General features: G+C 58.9%; 26 protein-coding genes and 1 pseudogene. 11 read left to right on the top strand and 16 right to left on the bottom strand.

What is annotated here, in order from left to right:
* Positions 1-10 precede the first annotated feature (10 nt).
* Entirely contained in the window at positions 11-1444 is a 1434-nt protein-coding gene (locus ACL2XP_RS22770; protein WP_413735522.1) for an MmgE/PrpD family protein, read from the bottom strand.
* A 208-nt stretch (positions 1445-1652) separates the two neighbouring features.
* Positions 1653-3713 (bottom strand): sigma-54 interaction domain-containing protein, encoded by a 2061-nt coding sequence (locus ACL2XP_RS22775; RefSeq protein ID WP_413735523.1) that lies wholly within the window; start codon positions 3711-3713, stop codon positions 1653-1655.
* 416 nt (positions 3714-4129) lie between these two features.
* Between ACL2XP_RS22775 and ACL2XP_RS22780 the strand changes: the two genes are divergently transcribed.
* Positions 4130-4378 carry a type II toxin-antitoxin system Phd/YefM family antitoxin gene (locus ACL2XP_RS22780; protein WP_413735524.1) on the top strand — a complete coding sequence of 83 codons (249 nt, stop codon included), beginning with the start codon at positions 4130-4132 and terminating at the stop codon, positions 4376-4378.
* Positions 4379-4705 (top strand): type II toxin-antitoxin system RelE family toxin, encoded by a 327-nt coding sequence (locus ACL2XP_RS22785; protein WP_413735525.1) that lies wholly within the window; start codon positions 4379-4381, stop codon positions 4703-4705.
* 202 nt (positions 4706-4907) lie between these two features.
* Here the strand turns inward: ACL2XP_RS22785 and ACL2XP_RS22790 are convergent, their stop codons facing one another.
* Positions 4908-5780, bottom strand: a complete 873-nt coding sequence (locus tag ACL2XP_RS22790; protein WP_413735527.1) for a LysR family transcriptional regulator — start codon at positions 5778-5780, stop codon at positions 4908-4910.
* A gap of 138 nt (positions 5781-5918) precedes the next feature.
* On the opposite strand from ACL2XP_RS22790, the gene ACL2XP_RS22795 reads away from it, so the two are divergent.
* From ACL2XP_RS22795 to map, 4 genes are all read left to right on the top strand, one after another.
* Positions 5919-6692, top strand: a complete 774-nt coding sequence (locus ACL2XP_RS22795) for an SDR family NAD(P)-dependent oxidoreductase (RefSeq protein WP_413735529.1) — start codon at positions 5919-5921, stop codon at positions 6690-6692.
* Between the two features lie 55 nt (positions 6693-6747).
* On the top strand, positions 6748-7065 hold the full coding sequence (locus ACL2XP_RS22800) for an NIPSNAP family protein (protein ID WP_413735530.1): 318 nt from the start codon (positions 6748-6750) through the stop codon (positions 7063-7065).
* Between the two features lie 147 nt (positions 7066-7212).
* Positions 7213-7425 carry a ParD-like family protein gene (locus tag ACL2XP_RS22805; RefSeq protein ID WP_413735532.1) on the top strand — a complete coding sequence of 71 codons (213 nt, stop codon included), beginning with the start codon at positions 7213-7215 and terminating at the stop codon, positions 7423-7425.
* Complete coding sequence (gene map, locus ACL2XP_RS22810; RefSeq protein ID WP_413735533.1) at positions 7422-8198, top strand: type I methionyl aminopeptidase; 777 nt, start codon at positions 7422-7424, stop codon at positions 8196-8198. Before ACL2XP_RS22805 ends, map begins: the two co-directional genes overlap by 4 nt.
* Positions 8199-8425: 227 nt before the next feature.
* Here map and ACL2XP_RS22815 read toward each other — a convergent pair whose 3' ends face one another.
* Entirely contained in the window at positions 8426-8824 is a 399-nt protein-coding gene (locus ACL2XP_RS22815; RefSeq protein WP_413735534.1) for a rhodanese-like domain-containing protein, read from the bottom strand.
* A gap of 86 nt (positions 8825-8910) precedes the next feature.
* On the opposite strand from ACL2XP_RS22815, the gene ftrA reads away from it, so the two are divergent.
* Both ftrA and ACL2XP_RS22825 read left to right on the top strand, forming a co-directional pair.
* On the top strand, positions 8911-9903 hold the full coding sequence (gene ftrA, locus ACL2XP_RS22820) for a transcriptional regulator FtrA (protein WP_413735535.1): 993 nt from the start codon (positions 8911-8913) through the stop codon (positions 9901-9903).
* A pseudogene (locus ACL2XP_RS22825) lies at positions 9885-10028 on the top strand (SDR family oxidoreductase); the annotation flags it as partial. The gene ftrA and the pseudogene ACL2XP_RS22825, both read left to right, overlap by 19 nt.
* A gap of 21 nt (positions 10029-10049) precedes the next feature.
* On the opposite strand, the gene ACL2XP_RS22830 reads toward ACL2XP_RS22825, so the two are convergent.
* Positions 10050-10187, bottom strand: coding sequence for a hypothetical protein (locus ACL2XP_RS22830; protein WP_413735536.1), 138 nt, complete (start codon positions 10185-10187; stop codon positions 10050-10052).
* A 109-nt stretch (positions 10188-10296) separates the two neighbouring features.
* Here ACL2XP_RS22830 and ACL2XP_RS22835 point away from each other — a divergent pair, with 109 nt between their 5' ends.
* The gene (locus tag ACL2XP_RS22835; protein ID WP_413735537.1) at positions 10297-10569 is read left to right on the top strand and encodes a hypothetical protein; all 273 of its coding nucleotides are present in this window, start codon (positions 10297-10299) and stop codon (positions 10567-10569) included.
* A 66-nt stretch (positions 10570-10635) separates the two neighbouring features.
* Here ACL2XP_RS22835 and ACL2XP_RS22840 read toward each other — a convergent pair whose 3' ends face one another.
* The 11 genes from ACL2XP_RS22840 to phnF form a co-directional block, all read right to left on the bottom strand.
* Complete coding sequence (locus ACL2XP_RS22840; protein ID WP_413735538.1) at positions 10636-12531, bottom strand: methyl-accepting chemotaxis protein; 1896 nt, start codon at positions 12529-12531, stop codon at positions 10636-10638.
* Positions 12532-12770: 239 nt separating this feature from the next.
* Complete coding sequence (locus ACL2XP_RS22845; RefSeq protein WP_413735540.1) at positions 12771-13376, bottom strand: acetyltransferase; 606 nt, start codon at positions 13374-13376, stop codon at positions 12771-12773.
* A complete protein-coding gene (gene phnN / locus ACL2XP_RS22850) occupies positions 13373-13954 on the bottom strand; it encodes a ribose 1,5-bisphosphokinase (RefSeq protein ID WP_413735542.1) in 582 nt (193 codons plus the stop codon). The genes ACL2XP_RS22845 and phnN overlap by 4 nt, the downstream gene beginning before the upstream one ends.
* Positions 13954-15090, bottom strand: coding sequence for an alpha-D-ribose 1-methylphosphonate 5-triphosphate diphosphatase (gene phnM, locus ACL2XP_RS22855; RefSeq protein WP_413735543.1), 1137 nt, complete (start codon positions 15088-15090; stop codon positions 13954-13956). Before phnM ends, phnN begins: the two co-directional genes overlap by 1 nt.
* Positions 15087-15794: a phosphonate C-P lyase system protein PhnL gene (gene phnL, locus ACL2XP_RS22860; protein ID WP_413735545.1), complete on the bottom strand. Its 708-nt coding sequence runs from the start codon at positions 15792-15794 to the stop codon at positions 15087-15089. Before phnL ends, phnM begins: the two co-directional genes overlap by 4 nt.
* Positions 15795-15827: 33 nt before the next feature.
* Positions 15828-16616 (bottom strand): phosphonate C-P lyase system protein PhnK, encoded by a 789-nt coding sequence (phnK, locus tag ACL2XP_RS22865; RefSeq protein ID WP_413735546.1) that lies wholly within the window; start codon positions 16614-16616, stop codon positions 15828-15830.
* On the bottom strand, positions 16613-17482 hold the full coding sequence (locus ACL2XP_RS22870) for an alpha-D-ribose 1-methylphosphonate 5-phosphate C-P-lyase PhnJ (RefSeq protein ID WP_413735547.1): 870 nt from the start codon (positions 17480-17482) through the stop codon (positions 16613-16615). Before ACL2XP_RS22870 ends, phnK begins: the two co-directional genes overlap by 4 nt.
* Positions 17475-18575, bottom strand: a complete 1101-nt coding sequence (locus ACL2XP_RS22875) for a carbon-phosphorus lyase complex subunit PhnI (RefSeq protein WP_413735548.1) — start codon at positions 18573-18575, stop codon at positions 17475-17477. The genes ACL2XP_RS22870 and ACL2XP_RS22875 overlap by 8 nt, the downstream gene beginning before the upstream one ends.
* Positions 18575-19156, bottom strand: coding sequence for a phosphonate C-P lyase system protein PhnH (gene phnH / locus ACL2XP_RS22880; RefSeq protein ID WP_413735549.1), 582 nt, complete (start codon positions 19154-19156; stop codon positions 18575-18577). Before phnH ends, ACL2XP_RS22875 begins: the two co-directional genes overlap by 1 nt.
* Positions 19156-19602 carry a phosphonate C-P lyase system protein PhnG gene (gene phnG, locus ACL2XP_RS22885; protein ID WP_413735551.1) on the bottom strand — a complete coding sequence of 149 codons (447 nt, stop codon included), beginning with the start codon at positions 19600-19602 and terminating at the stop codon, positions 19156-19158. The genes phnH and phnG overlap by 1 nt, the downstream gene beginning before the upstream one ends.
* A complete protein-coding gene (gene phnF / locus ACL2XP_RS22890) occupies positions 19603-20331 on the bottom strand; it encodes a phosphonate metabolism transcriptional regulator PhnF (protein ID WP_413735552.1) in 729 nt (242 codons plus the stop codon).
* Positions 20332-20672: 341 nt separating this feature from the next.
* Between phnF and phnC the strand changes: the two genes are divergently transcribed.
* Both phnC and phnD read left to right on the top strand, forming a co-directional pair.
* On the top strand, positions 20673-21506 hold the full coding sequence (phnC, locus tag ACL2XP_RS22895) for a phosphonate ABC transporter ATP-binding protein (protein WP_413735554.1): 834 nt from the start codon (positions 20673-20675) through the stop codon (positions 21504-21506).
* Positions 21507-21592: 86 nt separating this feature from the next.
* Complete coding sequence (gene phnD, locus ACL2XP_RS22900) at positions 21593-22525, top strand: phosphonate ABC transporter substrate-binding protein (protein ID WP_413735555.1); 933 nt, start codon at positions 21593-21595, stop codon at positions 22523-22525.
* Position 22526 lies beyond the last annotated feature (1 nt).

The following is a 22526-nucleotide window of genomic DNA, read 5'->3' on the forward strand; positions in this document are numbered from 1 at the left end:
GATTGCTGAATTATTCGTGCAGAAGCGTCATCAGGATCGTGGCGTCCTTCAGGTCCAGAACCCTCCAGGCGTGGTCGATCAGCTGCTTGGCGGCGGCGTCGCTGAGCACATTTTCGGCGCAACTGAAAACCTTGACTTCAAGTTCGGCGTCGGTGATGGGATTGTCGGGGCCGCCTCGGTAGCGCTCGTCGGCGTCGCCCCGGATCGAGCGGCCATCAGTGAGGACGATCTCGATGCTTGAGCGCATCTTGTTGAAGCCTTTAGCCTCAATGGCCGGATCGAACAGGCAGGAGATACGTTGCTGCATGGCCTGCATGGCGTCGCTGCCGACAAAATCATCGGAGAATTCCCGCTTGCCGGCCTTGCCGTTGAGCACAATCATGGACAGGATCGCCGGCAGGGAGAATTTGGCCTGCAGGTGGTTCTTCGCGATCGGGTAGCGGATTGGGTTCAGGATATTCGAGCCGGCACGCAACACGATCCGTTCAACCTCGCCGCTCTTGACGTCATTGTCCTTGATAAGCTTCAGCATCAAATCGGCGGACGGGTGGGTCAGCACGCCGCAGGGATAGGGCTTGATGCTTACGCCCGGCCGGTCGATGCTCCAGGTCTGGCCAAAACCTTGCGCGATCTTATCGCGCGAAACGCCACCGCCGAGCACGGCGCAAAACCCCCAGATCCCGTCCAGCGCAGAGGGATCGGCGGTATAACCCGCTTCGGCGAGGAGGGCGGCGGTAATGCCGTTCTCACAGGCACGGCCGACATGCAGCGGCTTGGTCATGGTACCGAAATTAACGCGGATACCGGCGGCAAAGCTCGCGGCGATGCCGAAACCCCAGCGCAGAGCGTCGCCTTGCAGGCCAAGCACCTTGGCCGCCGCCGCATATGCACCGAACGTACCGACCGTACCGCTGGAATGGAAGCCGCGCCGGTAGTGCTGCGGCAGCATCCATTCCGCGATCTTCGTCTCGACTTCGAATCCGGTCATAAACGCCAGCATAAAATCCTTGCCGGAGAGGCCGCCGCGTAACTGCGCGGCGACGAGGGCGCCGGTGAGGGAAGGTATGGTCGGGTGGGTAAGCAGGCCATATACGTGAGCGGGATCGAGGCTGACCTGGGAATCGTCCCAGTCGTGCGCGTGGCCGGCGGTCCCCATGATGCGCGCCGCGATGGGCGCGGGCACCTTGGCGCCGGGATCGCCGAGCAGCAAGGCTTCGCCCTTGCCGCCGGTATCTTTTGCGATCTTGGCCAGGATGTTTACGCATTCATGGTCGGAGCCGGCCACGTACAGCGCAAGACCGTCGAGCAGGCAACGGGTGCCGATGCGCAGTACTTCCGCCGGCATATCGTCGAAAGCGACGGTTTCGACGAATCGCGCTGCGTCCCGTGTCATGGCCATATCGGGCGGAATGGCGGCGAAAGGGTTGTTTTGAATTGACGTCATGATGTCTGGAGTCTCCGTGAGGTGTGATGCGGTTACTTGATGCTCTCGTTATGCAGGAGACATGCCATACTCAAAACGTATTGAAATAGCAGGGAAAATTAGAATGTGAGAGATTTTTCTGGCAATTATTGGGATATTGGGCCGACCTGAACCATCCAAATCAAACCGCGCCGCCGGCGGGCCGTACTCCGGCCCATTTGCCTGTCGCTCACATCTTTACGTCGTTGACATAGCCCAGAAATTCGCGGCCCAAAGGCGTGATTTCAGTGCCCTGTTTAGTTGAGCCGGCGCGCAGCATGCCGTGGCGCTTCAGCACGCCGAGATGGCGCCTCAGCGCGGGATAGGTGATGCCGTCGTCGTTTTTCTTCAGCAGGCTAAACACCGGCTCCCGCCCCAGGTTCTGGCCTCGGATCTTCGCGCTATAGAGGGCTAAGATCTCTTTGCAGACGTCCAGCGTGCCGTTCTTCATGAGTTCTTCGCGGAGGGCGGCGAGGGGAGCATGCGGCTTTCCCGTCGTTATGCACGCGTCGCTGGCCGATTGAAAATAGCGCGGAAGATCGGCGATGGCGCAGGTGCGGCCCGGAGGCACGACCGTGCACAGATAGGTAACCATGTTCTGCAGTTCGCGCACATTACCCGGCCAGTCGTAGGCGTTGCAGAAATCCTCCAGTTCCTTATCGAATTTCAGGTGATAGGAATGATGCGTTTCGGCGAAATGCCTGGCCAGAAGCAGCACATCGCCTTTGCGCTCACGCAGCGGCGGAATGTATAAGGGGCAGGTGCAGATCCGGTAAAACAGATCCTTGCGAAACTGCTTGGCGCGGATCATATCGCCGAGGCTTTCGTTGGTGGCGGCGATAACGCGCACGGAGATTGGCAGCACCCGCTCGCCACCGATGCGGCGCACCTCCCGCTCCTCCAGCACCCGGAGCAACCGGGCCTGCACGCCGAGCGAAGCGTTTCCCAGTTCGTCCAGAAAGATCGTTCCGTTATGGGCCTGTTCGAACAGGCCGGGCTTACCGCCGCGCCGCGCGCCGGTGAAGGCGCCTTCCTCGTATCCGAACAACTCGCTTTCAGCCAGGCTCTCGGGCAGCGCGGAAAAATTGAAGGCGACGAACGGGCCATTGGCACAGGCGGAAGCCTGGTGGATGGATTGTGCAAACAGTTCCTTGCCCGTTCCGCTCTCACTCTCCAGCAGCACGGTCAGAGAGGTGCCGGCAAATTTGCGGGCGATCTCAATCGCCTGGAGAATAGCCGGCGATTTACCCAATATGTTGGTGAAGGAATATTTCGCCGTGAGTCCCGTTCCCTTCAGCTTGCGCCTGACCTTGTTCTCCAGCTCCTGGACCCGGTTAACCGGTTTTACGATGATAATCGCGCCGATATTTCCGCCGATCGGCTCGGCAACCGGCCTGATCTGGAGAACATAATACTGCTGGTTGATCTTGGTGACGATTTCCTCGTTGCTGTTATCGTAATAGTACGAAAAGGGGCGTTCCAATTCGGTGAAGACATCTTCGAAGCGCAGTTCGCCGGTCTTGTCGACGCTCGCGATCAGGCCTTCGGCGCCGTGGTTCTTGAAGATGATGACGCCTTGTTCGTCAATGCCGAGGATGATCTCGTCGATATTGTTGATGATGGTATTTCTGCGCGTGCTGAGTTTATTGTTGCGCCGCGCCATCTCGAACACGGAATCCATATAGGTATGGGCGATGGAGTTGAGCACGTCGCCGGAAATGGAGAATGCCCGCAGGATTTCGGCATAGGTCGTGATGGTGATTTCCCTCACGCCGAGATCGATGAATCCCATGCTGTCGGGAACGCTTTTCTTTCTGCCAGCGCTGATGGCGACCGCCTGGTCCATGTTCGCAGGTTTGGGGCAGCCGGGATAATACGGAATGATGTTGAGATGATTGACCCCGAAACTGGCGATTTCCCGCATAAGATAGTTCGCCCTCTCCCGTGAGTTGTCGACTGCCAGCACAAGGGTTCCCTTGGGCAGTTCGAGAAGCTGGTCGAAGTTCGACGGGTTCACGAACCGGCCAGCCAGCAGTATCGTGGCGCCCGCCGGGAGAACGTGCCTGGCGTATTCATAAGTGCCGGGATAGGTCGCGAGGTATAGATCGTAATCGTGCGGCGGGGCATCTGCGCTGGTCTCAAGGCACCAGCACAGGATCTCGGCGTATTCACCGATCAGCGACCTCAAGCGCGCGCCCATGGCGTCGCAGACGACCTCCGCCAGACCGATCACACACAGTTTTTTCTTCATCCTTTTCACCCTTAGTGGTGAAGGAGATCGTGCCGGCGCCGGAAAATGACGAATTACGGATCGACGAACAGGGCGATCTCGCTGGAGCCCTTGTCATAGGGCATATTCCCCATCGTGAACGACTCCGATTATAGAATACCCGCCAGTCTATTACTTGATCATGGTCACTACCGGGACAATGGCATAACAGATGGCGTTGAACGGAAAAAGCGGCTGTTCGGCCACCGTAATACAAACCAATAAACAATGTATTAGCCGTGGATTTGATTCCGAGTCCGGCACCATGATTTAAGCCAAACCGAGCACGCTCTTGCCGTCTGGCCCTTGACTAATTCCCGCTTACATTTGCGGTTGCTCAAATCTAGGGCAGAGTTTATAATAAGACCTCAAATATGGTCTTTTTTGAGGTCTTATTTATGACTACTGCTATCTATGCCGATCGCTCGGCATCAATTTCCGAGCTGAAAAAAAATCCAACAGCCACCGTTAAATCTGGCGATGGCCGCCCTGTGGCGATTATGAATCACAGTAAACCGGCATTCTATTGCGTGCCCGCGTCGCTGTACGAAAAAATGCTGGAAATCATTGAAGATCGTCAGTTGGCCCGTGTCGTGCGTTCCCGCCTCGACGAGGAAGATATCGAGGTCAGTTGGGAGGACTTATAATTGCCGGAAAAGGAATTCAACACCAAGCTTAAGTTTAAAAAATCCGCAAAAAAGGATTGGGATGCGCTCGGTGGCAACGTTCGTGAAAAGTTTAAAAAGCAGCTTAAAAAACGCGCGGAATCCAAAGAAGCGCTAACTTCGATCAAGAACCAACTCTCCGGCGTAGATTTTTGCTACAAACTCACACTGCGTGCAGATGGTTACCGACTTGTTTATCAAGTTAAGCAGGATGATCAAGGCGAGGTCCACGTCATTATCACCGTCATCACCGTCGATCGCCGTGAGGATGTGTACGATAGCCTGCAAGATAAGATAAACAAGGATTAAAGAAACCCGCTTAACGGCTGGGACAAGGTTCGATACCCATATCTACGGCTCCCCTGCGCTATCCCGTCCTAACGTTGTTGGTTCCCGCCGGCTGCTGGCCGAACGCGCAGGCAATTATTCGCTCACCTCAATGAGTCGGTAAACGTCTTGCGCGGGCAAAACGTATCGCAGCAATATCAGCGGCGGAAGGTCCAGCGGCCGATCACCCCAGCCGTTGAAGCGCGAGGTCGACAAACCGGCGCAGCTTGGCCGTCATGCGCCGGTCGGCCAAATGAACGAGAGCCAGTGGCCATGACGGCGTGGCGGTATTGCCCAGCAGCCTGACCAGACGCCCCGCGGCAATGTCAGCGGCTATTTCGAAATCCGCCAGCAGCGCCACGCCTAAGCCATCTCGCACCGCCGACAGCAAGGCCGATCCATTATCGGCGACGAAGCGGCCCGACACCGGGACTGGCGGCAAGCCGGAGAACTGCCAGCGATTGCGCGGAACGCCATCGCGGAACAGGAGGCAATGGTGTTGCGCCAAGTCAGCTGGAGTTAGCGGCACGCCATGCTTCGCCAGATAGTCGGGCGATGCGCAAACCTGCCGATAACAAGGGCGCAGTGGGCGGGCAATCAGCCCGCTATCCGGCAGGTCGCCGAATCGGAATGCGGCCTCCGTGCCCTCCTCGGCCAGGTCTACGACCCTATCGGTTAGCCGTAGGTCAACTTCCACGTCTGGGTAGAGCCTGAGGTAATCGCGAACGAGCGGCGTCACGACGGTTGTGCCGAACGATACGGCGGCACTTACCCGCAAGCGCCCGGTGGGACGGCTATGCCGCTCGCGCGCCGCATCCTCCGCGGTTTCGACGCGGGCAAGCACGTCCAGGCAGTCGGCGAGGAAGGCCCGGCCCACCTCCGTCAGGCTTTGCCGGCGGGTAGTACGCTGGATCAGCTTGGTTCCGAGCCGGCGCTCCAAATCCTGAACGTGATTCGCAACCATGGTAGGGGACAACCCGCATATCCTGGCTGCCGCGCTAAAACTGCCCGCTTCCGCCACGCGGGCAAACACAGCCATGCTTTCTAATCGATCCATTTCACACTCCTGGTTGGATATGTTCGCAGTATTAAGCAGATTATCCAAATAAAATTGCTCAATTATAGTGATCCCTTGGCATCTCGGCGCGGTTGCGCCGATAAATCGGGCGAATAACGCAAAATAAGGAGCAATGACATGGGCAGGCTTGAACACAAGGTGGCTTTAATAACGGGCGGCGCGCGCGGGCAAGGCGCGGCGGAGGCGCGCTTATTCGTCCATGAAGGCGCGCGCGTGTTCCTGTGCGACGTGCTGGAGGAGGAAGGCCGCGCACTGGCCGCAGAGATCGGTACGGGCGCCAGCTTTGCCCGTCTCGACGTTACCGATGCCCGGGCTTGGCGGAGGGTGGTGGGCGAGATCGAGGCACAGGCAGGCCGGCTCGACATTCTCATTAACAACGCCGGCACCAACGTTCGCCACGCACTCACCGATACGACGCGGGAGGAATGGGATCTCATGCTGAACGTCAATCTGACGGGGCAGTTTCTTGGCATACAGGCGTGCGCGCCGCTGATGAAGCGCGGCAGCGGCGGCAGCATTGTCAACCTGGGCTCCACCGCCGGCATCATGGGCCATCCGGTCGCTGGCTATTCCACGTCCAAATGGGGAGTGCGCGGTCTGACCAAATCGGCGGCGATCGAGCTTGCGCCCGCCAACATCCGCGTCAACGCGCTCCATCCCGGCGTAGTAGCAACGCCGATGATGGACCCGGCCGGTACGCTATTTCGCGAGTTGGTTGAGCTGACGCCCTTAGGCCGCGCGGGCCGGCCCGAGGAGATGGCGGAGGTGGCCCTGTTTCTCGCCAGCGACGCCGCCGGCTTCATCACCGGCGTCGATCTCGCCGCCGATGGCGGTTTCAGCGAGCTGGGTACTTACGGCGCGGTGTGGAAACATCTTCACGCCGCATCCTGACGCGCCGGATGGCGTGTTCCATTTCCGGGACTATCGACACATAGAGGATCGTCAAATGGCTACTTACCACCTGCGCCGTTACTTTCTGGCGTCCGAAAACGCCGCCATCGCTTACCTGGCGATCTGGCGCGCCCACGTCGCCAGCCTTGGCGTATCGGGTATCGCCACCGAGGGCTTTTTCACAGTTGCGGAGAATGCCCGCGAAGTGGTGGCTCTGCTCCGCTTCGCTGAAGGCACCGACCCCGAACAGGCTATCCGTGCCTACATGGCGAGTCCAGGCTTCGCGCAGGACATGGCCGGCTTCGACATGTCGCAGATCGTGCGGGTCGAGGTCCAGACCCTCTCGCCAGGCGCCGGTTCGCCCCTCGGCTGAACGCAGCCCCGTTGCCGGGGCTTATTTAATACCTGTGGAAACTCAGCCGGCACCCGGCCTCTTTTAGCCGACTGCATCTGTCGTTGACCTTGGTTTTTAATTACGAAACGCATATGATGCATATATGAATCACATACGGAGATAATTATGGGTCTGGTCAATATTGATGATGATTTGCACGATCAGGTACGCAGAGCCACCAATGTATCATTACGTTCAATCAATGCTCAGGCCGCCTACTGGATCAAGGTAGGGATGTTATGCGAGACCAATCCTACGCTTAGTTTCAATGAGATCATGAAGCGTGAGTTGAGTAGTGCAGGTGTTTCTGCCGAGCCGCTGGCGGTGAGTGGGTCATGACCAAGCAACCTCGGGAACTGGCGTTGCTGGCCGAATCAGGACGACTATTGGCCTGCGTGTTTGGAATGCTTGACCAAATCCCGCTCCGCGGTATGTCGACCTTGGAAATAGACCACGCCGTAGAGCAATTTATTGTTAAAAACCTCCAGGCACGGCCAGCCAGCAAGGGGCAATATGGCTATGGGTTCGTATTGAACTCCTCCATAAATGATGTGGTCTGCCACGGCGTCCCATCCCAATCAGATGTACTGCGCGATGGCGACATCGTTAATTTCGACATTACGCTTGAAAAGAACGGTTATATTGCCGATTCCAGTAAAACCTATCTTGTTGGCGAGGTTGATCTGAGTGCCCGAAGACTGGTACGGACTACGTATGAGGCGCTGTGGAAAGGCATCCAGACGGTTCGTCCAGGCGCGCAGTTGGGTGATATAGGTTGGGCAATCGAACGTCATGCAAAGCGAGGCGGTTATTCTATTGTGCGTGAATTTTGTGGTCATGGCATCGGTCGCGAGATGCATGAGGAGCCGCAGATTTTGCATTATGGCAAGCGGGGAACCGGCCTCGTCCTGCGTGAAGGTATGGTTTTCACTATCGAACCGATGCTGAATCAAGGCGGACGCAGCGTAAAAACGGGGGCTGGCGGATGGGCCGTGATGACGAGAGACGGGTCGCTCTCCGTACAGTTTGAACATACCGTTGCGGTCACAGCCTCCGGCGTCTCGGTGCTGACCTTACGTCCCGATGAAATTGACATGATTAACCGGCTTTAATCGCCGTATTGAGCGGAGCAGACGAAATCGACGCCATCCTTGCCCGTACATCCTTACCCATATCTATAAGAATACGAGCGCCGCAACTGGATACGTCCGGGTCGGCGCGGGAAGATGGACTTTCTTCGCGCCCGGGCAGCGACCTCTAGCCAAACCGCATATAAAAAACCAGCCTGAAGGCTGGTTTCCCGCGTTAAGAGGCGGGGTCGCCAGCTCGTTAACCGAGACTATTCGCCGCTCGCGAAGGCAAAACCCTCATCTTCCCAGCCCGTGATGCCGCCGATCATCACTTTGACCGGCCGGCCGAGTTCCGCCAGCTTCAACGCCCCACGCTCGGCGCCGTTACAGTGCGGACCGGCGCAATACACCACAAACAGCGTATCCGTCGGCCATTGCGCCATCCGCTGCTCGGTAATATACCGATGCGGCAGATGCAGCGCCCCGGGAATATGCCGCCGCTTGAACGCTTCCGGCTGGCCGATCACCTGCAACAGCACGAAATCCATCTCATCGGCCGCCATGGAGGCATGCACATCGGCGCAGTCGGTTTCCAGCGTCAGGCGCTTGGCAAAATAGGCGCGCGCGTCTTGCGGCGAAGCAGATTTAATTTCAGATACATAGCTCATTTTATTCTCCTCTGGGTTAGGTCTTATAGTAAGCCGGCGTCACCTTTTGCTGGAAGATGGCAGCAATGCCATATAACATCTGAATCATGCCAAAATCATCCCTCGATAATCTCTCCGTCGTCGCGCTGGCCTACGACGGTCTTTGCACTTTCGAATTCAGCATTGCCGTTGAAGTGTTCGGCCTGCGCCGGCCGGAGATGGGCGATAACTGGTATCGGTTTGCGGTTGCCAGCGCCGATCCCGGCGAGCTGCGCGCGGCCGGCGGCATCCGCGTCCTGGTGGATGGGGGGCTGGAATTGCTGGCACAGGCCGGCACGATAATCATCCCCGGCTGGACCAGCATCGACCGGCCGGCCCCCGATAACCTGATCGTAGCGCTACGAACGGCCCATGCGCGCGGCGCGCGGATACTCTCCATCTGTTCCGGCGCCTTTATCCTCGCCCAGGCCGGACTGTTGCAGGGCGGCCGCGCCACCACCCATTGGCGCTACAGCGAAATACTGGCTGCGCGCTACCCGGATATCAGCGTAGCGGCCGACGTGCTGTATATCGATAGCGGCCAGGTACTGACCGCCGCCGGCAGCGCGGCCGGCATCGATCTGTGCCTTCATTTGGTTCGCCGCGACTTCGGCGCGGCCAAGGCCAACATGGTGGCCCGCCGGCTAGTAATCCCGCCGCATCGCGACGGCGGCCAGGCGCAGTTCGTCGAACGGGCGGTGCCGAGTCATTACGAGAGCGCCAGGCTCGGACCGCTGCTGGATCGTCTGCGCCGGGACCTGCCCGCCCAGGCACCCATCGCCGCGCTGGCCCGGTCCGCCGGCATGAGCACCCGCACTTTTCTACGCCGTTTCAAGGATGCCACCGGCACCACCCCGGCGCGTTGGCTGATGGCCGAACGGCTGAGTAAAGCGCGCGGCCTGTTGGAAGAGAGCAGCCTGACCATCATGCGCATCGCCGAGGTAGCCGGTTTCGGCAGCGCCGCCAACTTCCGACTCTACTTTCGCCGCCAGTACGCCACCACACCGGCGCAATATCGCGCTCGTTTTAGCCAAAGGGAACCGGAGGCACCGATCGCGTAAAAGATACTTTGCCGATGAAACGCGGCGACCAGCCTGAGGAGGTCGCCCAGGCAATAGCGCGGCTGTTGTCCGATGAGGCGTCATATGTCACGGGTAGCTTTATCGATCTGGCGGGTGGGAAGTAGCGTTTTCGCCTAGTTAACAAATTATTTAGTGGCGCATGACGAGAGCCGGCTTACCCGCATCCGCTGCCGATTGGCCAGCGCCAGCGCGATCGCCAACAGCGATAATACGATGATTATCACCCCGTAAATCTGCACCGATGGCCTGATAACGGTTAACATTACTCTAAAGAACGGCTTACCGTTATTCCCGCGCCAGACCGAATACAGCACGCCCAGGATATTACTTAGGGCAATCTGATACCCGCCGGCCGGTTGGCTGGAAAAAGCGGTGGGTACGGAACCTGACGGCGAACTGCGGGCCAGGCAGTCGCTGCGGGCCAATAATGGCCCGATTGAGGATATCCGCGCCTACCGATCGGCCGGCAAGCCGTTTTACGACCCGGCGGATATCCGCGTACCGGTGCTGCTGGTACACGGCGAATGGGATATTGATGCGCCGATTGCCCTGGCGCAGGCCTGGTTCTTGCGGTCCACCGGCGCACCGGTCAAACGTTGGGTGGAAATTGGCGAAGCCACGTATATGGCCGAAGATCCGTCTTGATTAAATAAATCGCGGTAAGCGCTTGCACACTTACCGCGCGATGGTTCACCCCGCAGGTTAGGCCAGTCAGATTTTAAATCCCGCCACCACGGTTTCCAACTGAACGGTCTGATCCTGCATCGCCTGGGCCGAGGCCGATAGCTGCTCCACCAGCGCGGCGTTTTGCTGCGTGGTGTTATCCAACTGGGCGATGGCCACATTGACCTGTTCGATGCCGAGGCTTTGCTCCTGGCTGGAGGACATGATCTCATTCATTAATGTCGCCACGTTATTCACGCCGGCCATGACCTCATCCATGGTGTTTCCCGCCGTGGATACCAACCGGCTGCCGGTGGCGATATTGGCCACCGAATCTTCGATCAGCTTTTTAATTTCCCTGGCCGAGGTGGCCGAACGCTGCGCCAGGTTGCGCACTTCGGAGGCCACCACCGCGAATCCCCTGCCCTGTTCGCCGGCGCGCGCGGCTTCCACCGCGGCGTTCAGCGCCAGAATATTGGTCTGGAAGGCGATGCCGTCGATCACGCTGATAATATCGACGATTTTATGGGAGGAACGGGTAATGGACCCCATGGTCTCCACCACGTTTTTGACCACCGCCGATCCTTTCCGGGCCACCGCGGAGGCGTCGCGCGCCAGATGATTCGCCCCTTCCGCGTTTTTGGTGTTCTGTTTCACCGTGCTGGTCAGCTGCTCCATGGACGCGGCGGTTTCTTCTATGGAACTGGCCTGCTCTTCGGTGCGGGCGGATAAATCCAGATTACCGCTGGCGATCTGGCGGGACGCCGACGCAATCGCCAGGCTGCTGTCGCCCACTTGCCGGAGGATGGTTTGCAAAAATTGCAGAAATTCATTGAAGCTGTGATTGATTTGATTGAATTCCGGGCTGCTGCTTTGCGGCAGGCGCTGGGTTAAATCCGCGCCGCCGGCGGAAAGCTGGCTGATATTTTTATTCAGCGCCGCGAGCCGGCGCATAAAGATTTTAATCGCCGCGATCAACACGACCAGCAGCAGCAGCACCAGCGGTATTTGCACCATGCCCAGGCTGGCCAGAATGCCATGCGTGCGGGTCAGCAACTGGCTGGTGGGCATATCGGTGGCGATAAACCATGGCCCGGTGATATTACTCATAAATAAGGTATGCGACGTGCCGTCATGGTCGTAGTCGGTAACCAAACTCGGGCTGTCTTTGATGCGATCGAGACTTTTGCGGATTTGCAGCGCCAGCGGCGACTGCTCGCCCAGGGAGGCCAGTTTTGGCAATTTATCGTTGCCGGCATGGCTGGTGCCGACGATGGTCCCATCCTGTTCAACGATATAAATGGTGCCGTGCACTTTGTTTTCCATCGCCGTCACCAACTGGTTGAAAAAGCCCAGCGTAATGTCGATGGTGGCGACGCCCCACTGCTTATCGCCCTTATAGATGGGCATGGCGCAGTTGGTGCGCGGTTCGGTGCTGGCATCATCAAAATAGGCCGGAGCCCATGCGCACCGGCCTTTTTCGCCCTTGGAGGCGGCCAGATACCATGACTGATCGAAATAATTATCGGACTCGGCGCTGTTCCAGAACGTATTGACCGTCAATTGATTGGACTTGTCGCGGGCAAAAAAGGTACTGAACTTCACTTTGGCGGGATCGCGCTGGTTCGGCAACGGCCAGATGCCGCCGCCAAAGACGGCGCTGTCGCCATATTGATCCACCAGGGCGGGCAACAGCCGGTCTATGGCGTCGCTGTCCATCTGCGCCACGGTCTGGGTAATGCTGCGCACTTGGGATTCCACCTTGATCAGGCGATCGTTGATCGCCACGGCGACATCGGCGACCTGGTTGGCGACCATGGCGCTTTCGGTCTGTCTCAGTTTGGGCGCGACGGAGATTTGGATGACCACCACGGTGACCGCGACCAGCGCAATAAAAAACAAGCTGATCAAAGCGATAAAGCGGGATTGAGTTGTTTTTAACATATCAGGGTACCCACAGACTAAGCAGCGAGATCGCTGCCTAACTAATAACGGCGTTTTCTGATATTTCTTTATATATAACTAGTGAATATCACTTTCCAAGCGATCGTTAATTAAACCCGGCAGAATATTATGCCAATGAAACTTTTTCGTATTCAATAACCGATACGGCGGGGATGATCCCGCCGCCACGGCGCTTCCCGCGGCTGCCGCCCGGCCCGCGCGCGCCGAGAAAGACGCAATCAGGGTAAATAGCGTTCGGCAAAGCTTTCGATATCGCGAAATGCCCCCATACGTTCTTGCAGGGTCCGATGATCCCAATGCCACCATTGGCTGCGCTCGATTCGTTCGATCAGCGCGTCGGGAAAACGCTGGCCGATGGGTTTGGCCGCGACCCCGGCGACGATGGTATAGGGCGCCACATCCTTGGTCACCACCGCCGCGCTGCCAATCGCCGCGCCGTTGCCGATGGTCACTCCAGGCATAATCACCGCGTTATGGCCGATCCAGACGTCGTGGCCGATGGTCACGTGCTGCTCGCGCCGCCAGTCGAAAAACGCCAAGTCATCCTCCCCCAGATCATATTCGGAACCACGGTAGGTAAAATGATGCTGGGCGATACGCTGATAAGTGGGGTGATTGCCGGGATTGACCCGCACATACGTGGCGATGGAAACGAATTTGCCGATGGTGGCGTAATAAATCTGGTTATGTCCGGCGGTATAGGAATAATCGCCGAAGTCGACCTCTTCTAAAATGGCGTCATCGGCCAAATGCACGTATTGGCCAAGACGGGTGTGGTTTAAGATCACGTTATTGCCGATTTTGGGTTGCGCTGCGTTGGTCATGATTGGGAGTCCCGTGGGTGTGATGCGGGCAGGGTTGCCGGCGGCGGCAACAGGGCCAGCATCGTTTTGAGCGTATCGGCCAGCGGGCCGTCGTTGTTGAGAATAAGACAATCCAAGGGCAAGTCTTGTTGGTACTCCCGCGCGCGGGCCAGGCGCCCTTCGATTTCACCGGCGGTTTCCCTGCCGCGCTGGCGCAGCCGCTGGTTAAGCACCCCCGGCGCCACGGCCAGGCATAACGGCATCAGTTGTTCCCCATACCGCCGCCGCGCCTGGGCCAGGTGCGCGCGCGAACCGTTGACAATCACGTCCACGCCGCGCAGCAGCCAGAGATCGATTTCAATACCCAGCGCGTAGCGCAGCTGATGCGCCTGCCAGTCGAGGGCGAACAGCCCCCGCTCGCGCCGGTGGGTAAACACGGCGTCGCTCAGCTCGATGTGATTTTCCCCGCCGGCGCCCGCCGCCCGGGTAATATAGCGATGCGCCACGGTCAGCGGTTGTTCCGGCAGGCGTTGCAGCGCCGCCAGCAGGCTGTCCTTGCCCGAGCCGGACGGTCCCATCAGATAAATTAAGCGCCCCATCAAAATACCTGCCGCCCTTGCCGCCACACATTTTTCACATAAACATGGCCGTTATGGCGATGGGCCAGCACCAAATCGGCGCGCTTGCCTTCGGCGATCTGGCCGCGATCGGCGAGTCCCAGCGCCCGGGCCGGATTACCGGTCATCAACATCACCGCCTGCGGCAGGCTAAAGGTATTGGTCTCATCCGCCGCGATGCGAAACGCCGCGTCCAGCAGACTGGCCGGGTAATAGTCGGAAGACAGAATATCCAGCACGCCAAGCGTCGCCAGATGATGCGCCGCCACATTGCCGGAGTGAGATCCGCCGCGCACGATATTCGGCGCGCCCATCAGCACCTGCAAACCCAGTTGATGGGAAGCGAGCGCCGCCTCTTCGGTGGTGGGGAACTCGGCGATGGCGCTGCCCAGATCGCGGGATTCCAGCACATGCTCCAGGGTGGCGTCGTCATGGCTGGCCAGGGTAATGCCGCGCTGGCGGCAATGGGCGGCGATCGCCGCGCGATTCGGGGCGGCCCAGCGCGCCGACAGGGCGATTTGCTGTTCTTCATACTCGTCCATCTGCCGGTCGGTGAGATGGTATTTGCCCTGGGTATATTCCCGGTATTTCACCGGCGAGACAAACTGACGCTGGCCCGGTGAATGATCCATTAATGACACCAGGGAAACCCCGGGTTTTTCCATTAATTGCTCAAACAGCGACAGCGTGCTGTCATGGGGCAGTTCGCAGCGCAGGTGCAGCCGGTGATCGGCGCGGGTCATGCCCGAATGCCGGGTAGCGATGATCGCATCGATCATTTTTTGCAAGGTGCCCGCGCGGTGGCCGCCGTCGCGCACATCGCCGATGGCCACCGCGTCCAGTACGGTCGTGATGCCGTTGGCGACCATTAACGCGTCATGGCTGCTCATGGCCGAATGGGCCGGCCAGTCGACATTCGGCCGGGGAGTAAAAAATTTATCCAGATTGTCGGTATGCAGCTCGATTAAGCCGGGCAGCAGCCAGCCGCCCTCGCCGTCCAGCGCCTGCGGCAGCCGGCTGGCGCCCGCGGCAAAGTTCCGGATCGCGCCGTCGCGCACTTCCAGCGAACCGTCGACGATTTCATCGGCCAATACCAGGCGGACATTATTAATGATCATGCGCGGTTCTCCACGGGCTGCGGCGGCTGCATATCATATAGCCGGTCGGCGACCCGCCGGCGCACCTCTTCATCATGGAAGATGCCGACAATCGCGGCGCCGCGCTGCTTGGCCTGCTCGATCAGCCCCACCACCGCCATGCTGTTGCGCTCGTCAAGGGAGGCGGTAGGTTCATCGAGCAGCAATACCGGATAATCCACGATAAAGCCGCGGGCGATATTCACCCGCTGCTGCTCGCCGCCGGAAAAAGTGGACGGCGCCAGATGCCACAAGCGCTGCGGCACGTTAAGCCGCTCCAGCAGCGCCTCGGCGCGCGCCCGGCATTGCAAGCCGTCGACGCCCAGTTCCAGCAGCGGCTGCATCACCAGGTTCAGCGCGCTGACCCGGGGGATAACCCGCAAAAACTGGCTGACCCAGCCGACGGTATGACGGCGCACCGCCAGGATTTCACGGGCTTCGGCCCGGACGATATCCAGCCATTGCCCCTGATGCCGCACCAGGATTTGCCCCTGGTCGGGCAGATAATTCGCGTAGAGCGAGCGCAGCAGCGTGGATTTACCGCTGCCGGAGTGGCCATGCAGCACCACGCATTCCCCGCCCCCGACGGTCAGGTTGGCGTCATGCAGCACCGGCAGGCGTACGCCGTTCTGGTTATGTAACACGAAGGTTTTGCTGAGATGCTCCACCTGTAATTGCGTATTCATCTGTTTGTTGCCCATAGCGTAATGTCACCCACTTCAGGAGAGGACCGACGAAACCAATAATTGGGTATAGGGATGATGGGGATCGTCCAGCACCCGATCGGTCAGGCCGCTTTCTACCACCACGCCTTGCTTCATCACCAATAAACGATGGGCCAGCAGCCGCGCCACGCCCAAATCGTGGGTCACGATCACCGCCGCCAACTGCATTTCCACCACCAGATTGCGCAGCAGATCGAGCAGCCGCGCCTGCACGGAAACATCCAGCCCGCCGGTGGGTTCATCCATGAATACCATGCGCGGATGAGTCACCAGATTGCGGGCTATTTGCAGCCGTTGCTGCATCCCGCCGGAAAACGTGGTGGGAAAATCATCAATCCGCGCGACCGGAATCTCGACATCTTCCAGCCAGCGGCCGGCTTGACGGCGGATATCGCCATAGTTGCGCTGGCCCATCGCCATCAGGCGTTCGCCGATATTGCCGCCGGCTGATACCCGGGGGCGCAGCCCGTCCAGGGGATATTGGTGCACCACGCCCCATTCGGTGCGCAGCAAACGGCGGCGATCGCTCTCGGCCATGGCGTAGAGATCCCGCGCCGCGCCTTCGCCCGGCCGGTACATAATCCGTCCCGCCTGCGGCGCCAGGCGCGCCGAAATCGATTTTAACAGCGTGGTTTTGCCGGAGCCGGATTCGCCGACGATGCCCAGGACTTCGCCGGGATAGATCTGGAACGACACGTCGCTAAATCCCTTACCCGGCGCGTAGAGGTGCGTCAGATGCTCCACCGACAGAAGCGGCGTGGAGGAAAGCGGTACAAAGGTCATGGCTGCTGCGCCTCTTGCTGATGGGAATGCTGCTCCAGTTGCTGTTGGCAAAAGTCGGTGTCGGAGCAAATAAACATGCGGTTGCCCAGATCGTCGAGTACCACTTCATCCAGATAGCTGTGGCGGGACCCGCACAGCGCGCAGGGCTGGTCCCACTGCTGTACGCTGAAGGGGTGATCGTCGAAATCCAGGCTGGCCACCTTGGTAAACGGCGGCAGCGCGTAGATGCGTTTTTCACGCCCGGCGCCGAACAGTTGCAGCGCCGGCATCATATGCATTTTCGGATTGTCGAACTTGGGGATCGGCGACGGGTCCATCACATAACGATCGTTGACCTTCACCGGATAGGCGTAGGTGGTGGCGATATGGCCGTAGCGGGCGATGTCCTCATACAGCTTCACCTGCATCACCCCGTACTCTTCCAGGGCGTGCATTTTGCGGGTTTCGGTTTCCCGCGGTTCGATAAAGCGCAGCGGTTCGGGGATCGGCACCTGGTAAATCAGGATCTGGCCTGCGGCCAGCGGCGTTTCCGGAATACGGTGCCGGGTCTGGATAAGCGTGGCCAGGCTGGTGCGCACGGTGGTGGCCACGCCGGATACCCGCTGGAAAAAACGGCGAATGGACACCGCGTTGGTGGTGTCGTCCGCGCCCTGGTCGATGACCTTCAGCACATCGTCGCTGCCGATAATACTGGCGGTCAGCTGCACGCCGCCGGTGCCCCAGCCGTAAGGCATCGGCATTTCCCGTCCGCCGAACGGCACCTGGTAACCGGGAATGGCCACCGCTTTGAGAATCGCCCGGCGGATCATGCGTTTGGTTTGCTCATCCAGATAGCCCGGATTGTAGCCGGTCAAGATCTCACTCATGCCGGTTCTCCCCCGGTGCGCCCGCACGCGTGGTAAATTCCCGGCGCAGGCGGTTGAGCAATTCCAGCTCGGCCTGGAAATCCACGTAGTGCGGCAGTTTCAGATGGGAGACGAAGCCCGCCGCCTCCACGTTATCGGCGTGCGCCAGTACAAACTCCTCATCCTGGGACGGGCTATCGACCGGCTCGCCGTAGTCGGGAGCCTGTAAAGCGCGATCCACCAGCGACATGGACATCGCCTTGCGTTCGGCGCGGCCGAAGACCAGGCCATAACCGCGGGTAAAATGCGGCGGCTGTTCCGGCGGATCGACAAAACCATTGACCATTTCACACTCGGTAAGCAGGATCTCGCCGATATCGATGGCAAACCCCAGCTCTTCCGGCACGATGGATACCGTCAGGTAGCCGCAGCGGATTTCGCCGGCGAACGGATGGGTGCGGCCGTAGCCGCGCTGGCCGGAATAACTCAGCGCCAGTAAGAATCCCTCATCGCCGCGCACCAACTGTTGCAAGCGGGCCGAACGGGAACAGGGATAGGCGGGGGGATGGCGGGTGATATCGTCCGGCTGGGCGCCGTCGTCCCGCTCCGCGGGCGCCAGCCCCTGGCGCCCCATCAGGTCGAAAACGTGGGTGCAGGTTTCCGGCAGCGGTTCATCGGCCCGCGGCGCCGCGGGCGCGTCGCCGCCTTCCGCCAGCAGGGTGAAATCCAGCAGCCGGTGGGTATAGTCATAGGTGGGCCCCAAGACCTGGCCGCCGGGCAGGTCCTTATAGACCGCCGAAATGCGGCGCTCAAGACGCATATTTTCCGTGCGCAGCGGCTCGCTGACCGCCAGGCGCGGCAGCGTCGTGCGGTAGGCCCGCAGCAAAAAAATGGCTTCGACCAAATCGCCGCTGGCCTGTTTAATCGCCAGCGACGCCAATTGCCGATCGTAAATCCCCCCTTCCGTCATCACCCGATCCACCGCCAGACCGAGCTGTTGCTCGATTTGGCCGCAGTCCAGCGCCGCCAGGGCCGCATCGCCGCGGCGCTGGTGGTTCTGTAATTGATGGGCGGCATCGATAGCCTGTTCCCCGCCTTTAACCGCAACGTACATCAGCATTCCTCCACATGGGTGGCGCGCGGCACGGCCATCAGGCCCTCGCCGCAAACCAGCAGAAAATCGATACCGAGCGGAAAACGCCGCGGCCGGTTAAGCAGATAATTGCGCACCGCCGCCGGCAGGACCGGGCTTATCCGGCGGCGGGTTTCAATACCCGGGCCGCTCAGATACAGCGCGGCGCCCTCGCTCAGGCTGGCGACCTGCACCACCGCCGTAGCGCTGAACTCAGGGGAGGTTTCGCTGCCGCTGGACAGCGCCGCCAACTGCGCGGCGCCGGGCAGCGTATCGAACAAGGCAAACGCGGCCGCGTCCAGGCGTTCGGCCACCGGCGCGCCGGTATGGAAACGCAGGTTATCCATCACCGTTTGCTCCCCAAGCGCGGGGCTGAGCCAGACCGGCGTTGCGCCGTCAGCCAGCGTCAGCAGCACGCTGGTCGCCGCCGGCCCGATGGCGCCCCATCCCGGCACGTCCGCCAGCGTGACCCGCACGCCCGGTTCGCCCAGGGCTTTAAGGATCAGGCGAAACGCCTGCTGGGATTGGTGAATGGGCTGGGTAAATCCCGCCAGTAACTCCATTAGTTATCCCCCCTTACCAGAGTAAAGAAATCAACCCGGCTGGCGGCGATTTCCCGCGCCCGCGCCTGCTGATGTTCCCGGCGCAGGGCGGCCAGCGGCTCAATGAGCCGCTGTTGCAACTGTTCATGGTGCGCCGGCAGTTGCAGCAGGGCATCGGCCAGGGCGCACAGTTCGGCGTGCGCCTTATCGCGCCCGGCCACATAACTGTAACCATAGGCGCCGCTGGTCAGACGAATCACCGCGCGGGTGACCGTCATATCGCCCAGGACAAACCGCCGCCCGGTCGCCCCCATGCGCGCCTGCAGCTGGGTCAGCCCGATTTCCGGCGCCCGCACCAGGTGAAAATCCACCCGCAGATCCAAGGCCTGCCAATGGGCCTTTAATTGCTGCGGGGGACTGGCCGCCAAGACCGCCATCCAGCATTGCCGTTGTTGTTGGGTAAACATTCAGTGCTCCATCGTCAGTTCGATCATATCGGCGCGCGACAGGGTGTAGGAATACTCCGCCACCCGGTCGCTGCCGGCGCAGGCGTTAATCGTACGCACGCATAGCAGGGGAATTTGGTTGGCCACTTCCAGCAGTTGGCTTTCTTTGGTTTGCGAACGCCGGGCGCTGATACGCGTTTGCCGGCGAACCAGCCCCTGGTCAAGGCGGGTTTTGATAAAGTCGTGCAGCGATCCATTGCGAAACTGCTGCAGGGCGGGCCACCAGCCCAGATCCGGCAGGTAATGGTCGATGACGCTCAGCGGTACGCCGTTGACCCGGCGCAGGGTGCGTAAATGGATCACGGTATCTCCCGCGTCGCAGGACAGCGCGCTCGCCACCGCTTCGCTGCAGGGACGCAGCACCGCCAGCAATAATTCGCTGGTGGGATGGCTGCCCTGATCCAGCAGATTCTGGCTGAAGTGGGTGCGGGCATGCAGCGGATAGTCATAGGGGCGCATCAGCACCAGGATGCCGATGCCGTGCCGGCGTTGCAGCCAGCCGCGGTCCACCAGTTGATCCACCGCCCGGCGCAGGGTATGGCGGTTCACCTGATAACGCTGCGCCAGCTGCTGTTCGGAGGGCAGATAATCACCGCAGCGATAGCGGGCGCGCACTTCTTGCTCCAGCAGCGCGGCGATTTCCTGATAGCGGGTGGGGTAACTGGTCGGATGTCTAGACAAGTTAAGCATAAAAAAATACTCCGCGAAGGGGCATGGCATGACGAGCACCGGCGGAACAAAGGGGGTGGATAATGGGGGCCATGATAAAAAATCCCGTGATGAAATTGCTTATCATGGTGCGGGGGCCAGATGACAATTACGTTAATCCGAGGTGACGTAAATATGAATAATAATGCCGGCGCCACTATGCTGGCGACCGGATGGTAATATAGCCCAAAGGCCCTTTACATATTCATCCAATAAGCGCCGCAGGCGTCATCTGACCATCATATAACGATCATCCTGTTGTCATAAATTAAACCCTTAATACATCCCATATCCTGTTGATAGCCCGATTCCGGAGCATAATTATGGCACAGGCAATATTGAAACTGGCGCAGGCCCATTACCATGAACCACTGCCGGGCCGCCAAAAACAAGTATTGGCGGTCAAAGGATTAAATAAGCAATTCAAAGCGCAGCAAAATGTACTGACCAATATCAATTTTAATCTTTTCGCCGGTGAACTGGTCGCGGTTATCGGCCGGTCCGGGGCCGGTAAATCCACCTTGTTGCATATGCTAAACGGCACCATCCCGAGTTCCGGCGGTGAAATGCTGCATTATCAGGAGGATGGTTCCACGCTGGATATCGCCAGGCTGACCGCGCGCCAGATGCGGCGATGGCGAGCGCAGTGCGGCATGATTTTCCAGGATTTCTGCCTGGTGCCGCGGCTGGATGTCATTACCAACGTCCTGCTGGGACGCCTGAGCCACACCTCTACGTTTAAGTCATTTTTTAAAGTATTCGATGACGGCGATCGCGCCAGGGCCATTGAATTATTGCAATGGCTGAATATGCTGCCCCACGCTTTGCAACGGGCGGAAAACCTGTCCGGCGGCCAAATGCAGCGGGTGGCCATTTGCCGGGCCATGATGCAAAACCCGAAAATCATGCTGGCTGATGAGCCGGTGGCCTCCCTCGATCCCAAGAATACCCGGCGTATTATGGATGCCCTGCAAAAGGTGGCGGAAAATGATATTGCCGTGGTGGTTAACCTGCATTCGGTCGAATTAGTAAAACAATATTGTACCCGGGTGATTGGTATTTCCCAGGGTAAAATCATTTTTGACGGCCGTCCCGACATGCTGGATGAATCGATATTACAGGCATTATACGGTGAGGAAGCCCCCCAGGTTCATTGACCGGTTTACGCACGCCGTACCGGCACGAAAAACATGGCGTCATGAGTTTTATTTCTTTTTCCTATTCACACACAAAGGCTATTCTAATGAACAAAATACTTTCCGTGATAACACTGCTGGCCGGCGCGATAATATCTTGCAACGGTAATGCGGCAGACGCACCCAAAGAGCTTAATCTGGGCATATTAGGCGGACAAAACGCCACGCAGCAAATTGGCGATAATATGTGTGTGAAGGAGTTCATGGATAAGACGTTAAACGTCGATACCAAACTGCGTAATTCTTCCGATTATTCTGGCGTCATTCAGGGCATTCTCGGCGATAAAGTGGATATGGTATTAAGCATGTCGCCCTCATCCTACGCCTCGGTCTACCTGAATAACCCCAAGGCGGTGGATTTGGTCGGGATCGTAGTGGATGATGCCGACCAGTCGCGGGGCTATCATTCGGTGGTCGTGGTAAAAGCCGACAGCCCTTATAAAAAACTGGAAGATTTAAAAGGCAAGTCTTTTGGTTTCGCCGATCCGGATTCCACTTCCGGTTACCTGACCCCCGACCATGTGTTCAAAAAACAGTTCGGCGGCAATATCGATAATAAATACAACAACTTTTTTTCCAGCATCACGTTCTCGGGCGGCCATGAACAGGACATCCTCGGCGTCCTCAACGGCCAGTTCGAAGGCGCGGTAACCTGGGCGTCAATGGTGGGCGATTATAATAGCGGTTATAACTCCGGCGCCTTCGGCCGGTTGATCCGTGCGGATCATCCCGATTTAATGAAACAAATCCGTATCATCTGGCAATCGCCGCTGATCCCCAACGGCCCGATTTTAGTGCGCAACTCGTTGCCGGCGGACTTTAAAGCCAAGCTGGTGGCCGCCATCAAACAGTTGGATAAAGAAGATCACGGCTGCTTTATCAAAGCGGTCGGCGGCAAGCAGCATATCGAAAATACGTCCCTGAGCGAATACCAGGATATTATCGATCTGAAACGCGAGTTGACCAAAGGCAACCGTTAAC

The sequence above is a fragment of the Sodalis sp. RH21 genome (assembly GCF_047324175.1).
Lineage (GTDB): Bacteria > Pseudomonadota > Gammaproteobacteria > Enterobacterales > Enterobacteriaceae > Acerihabitans.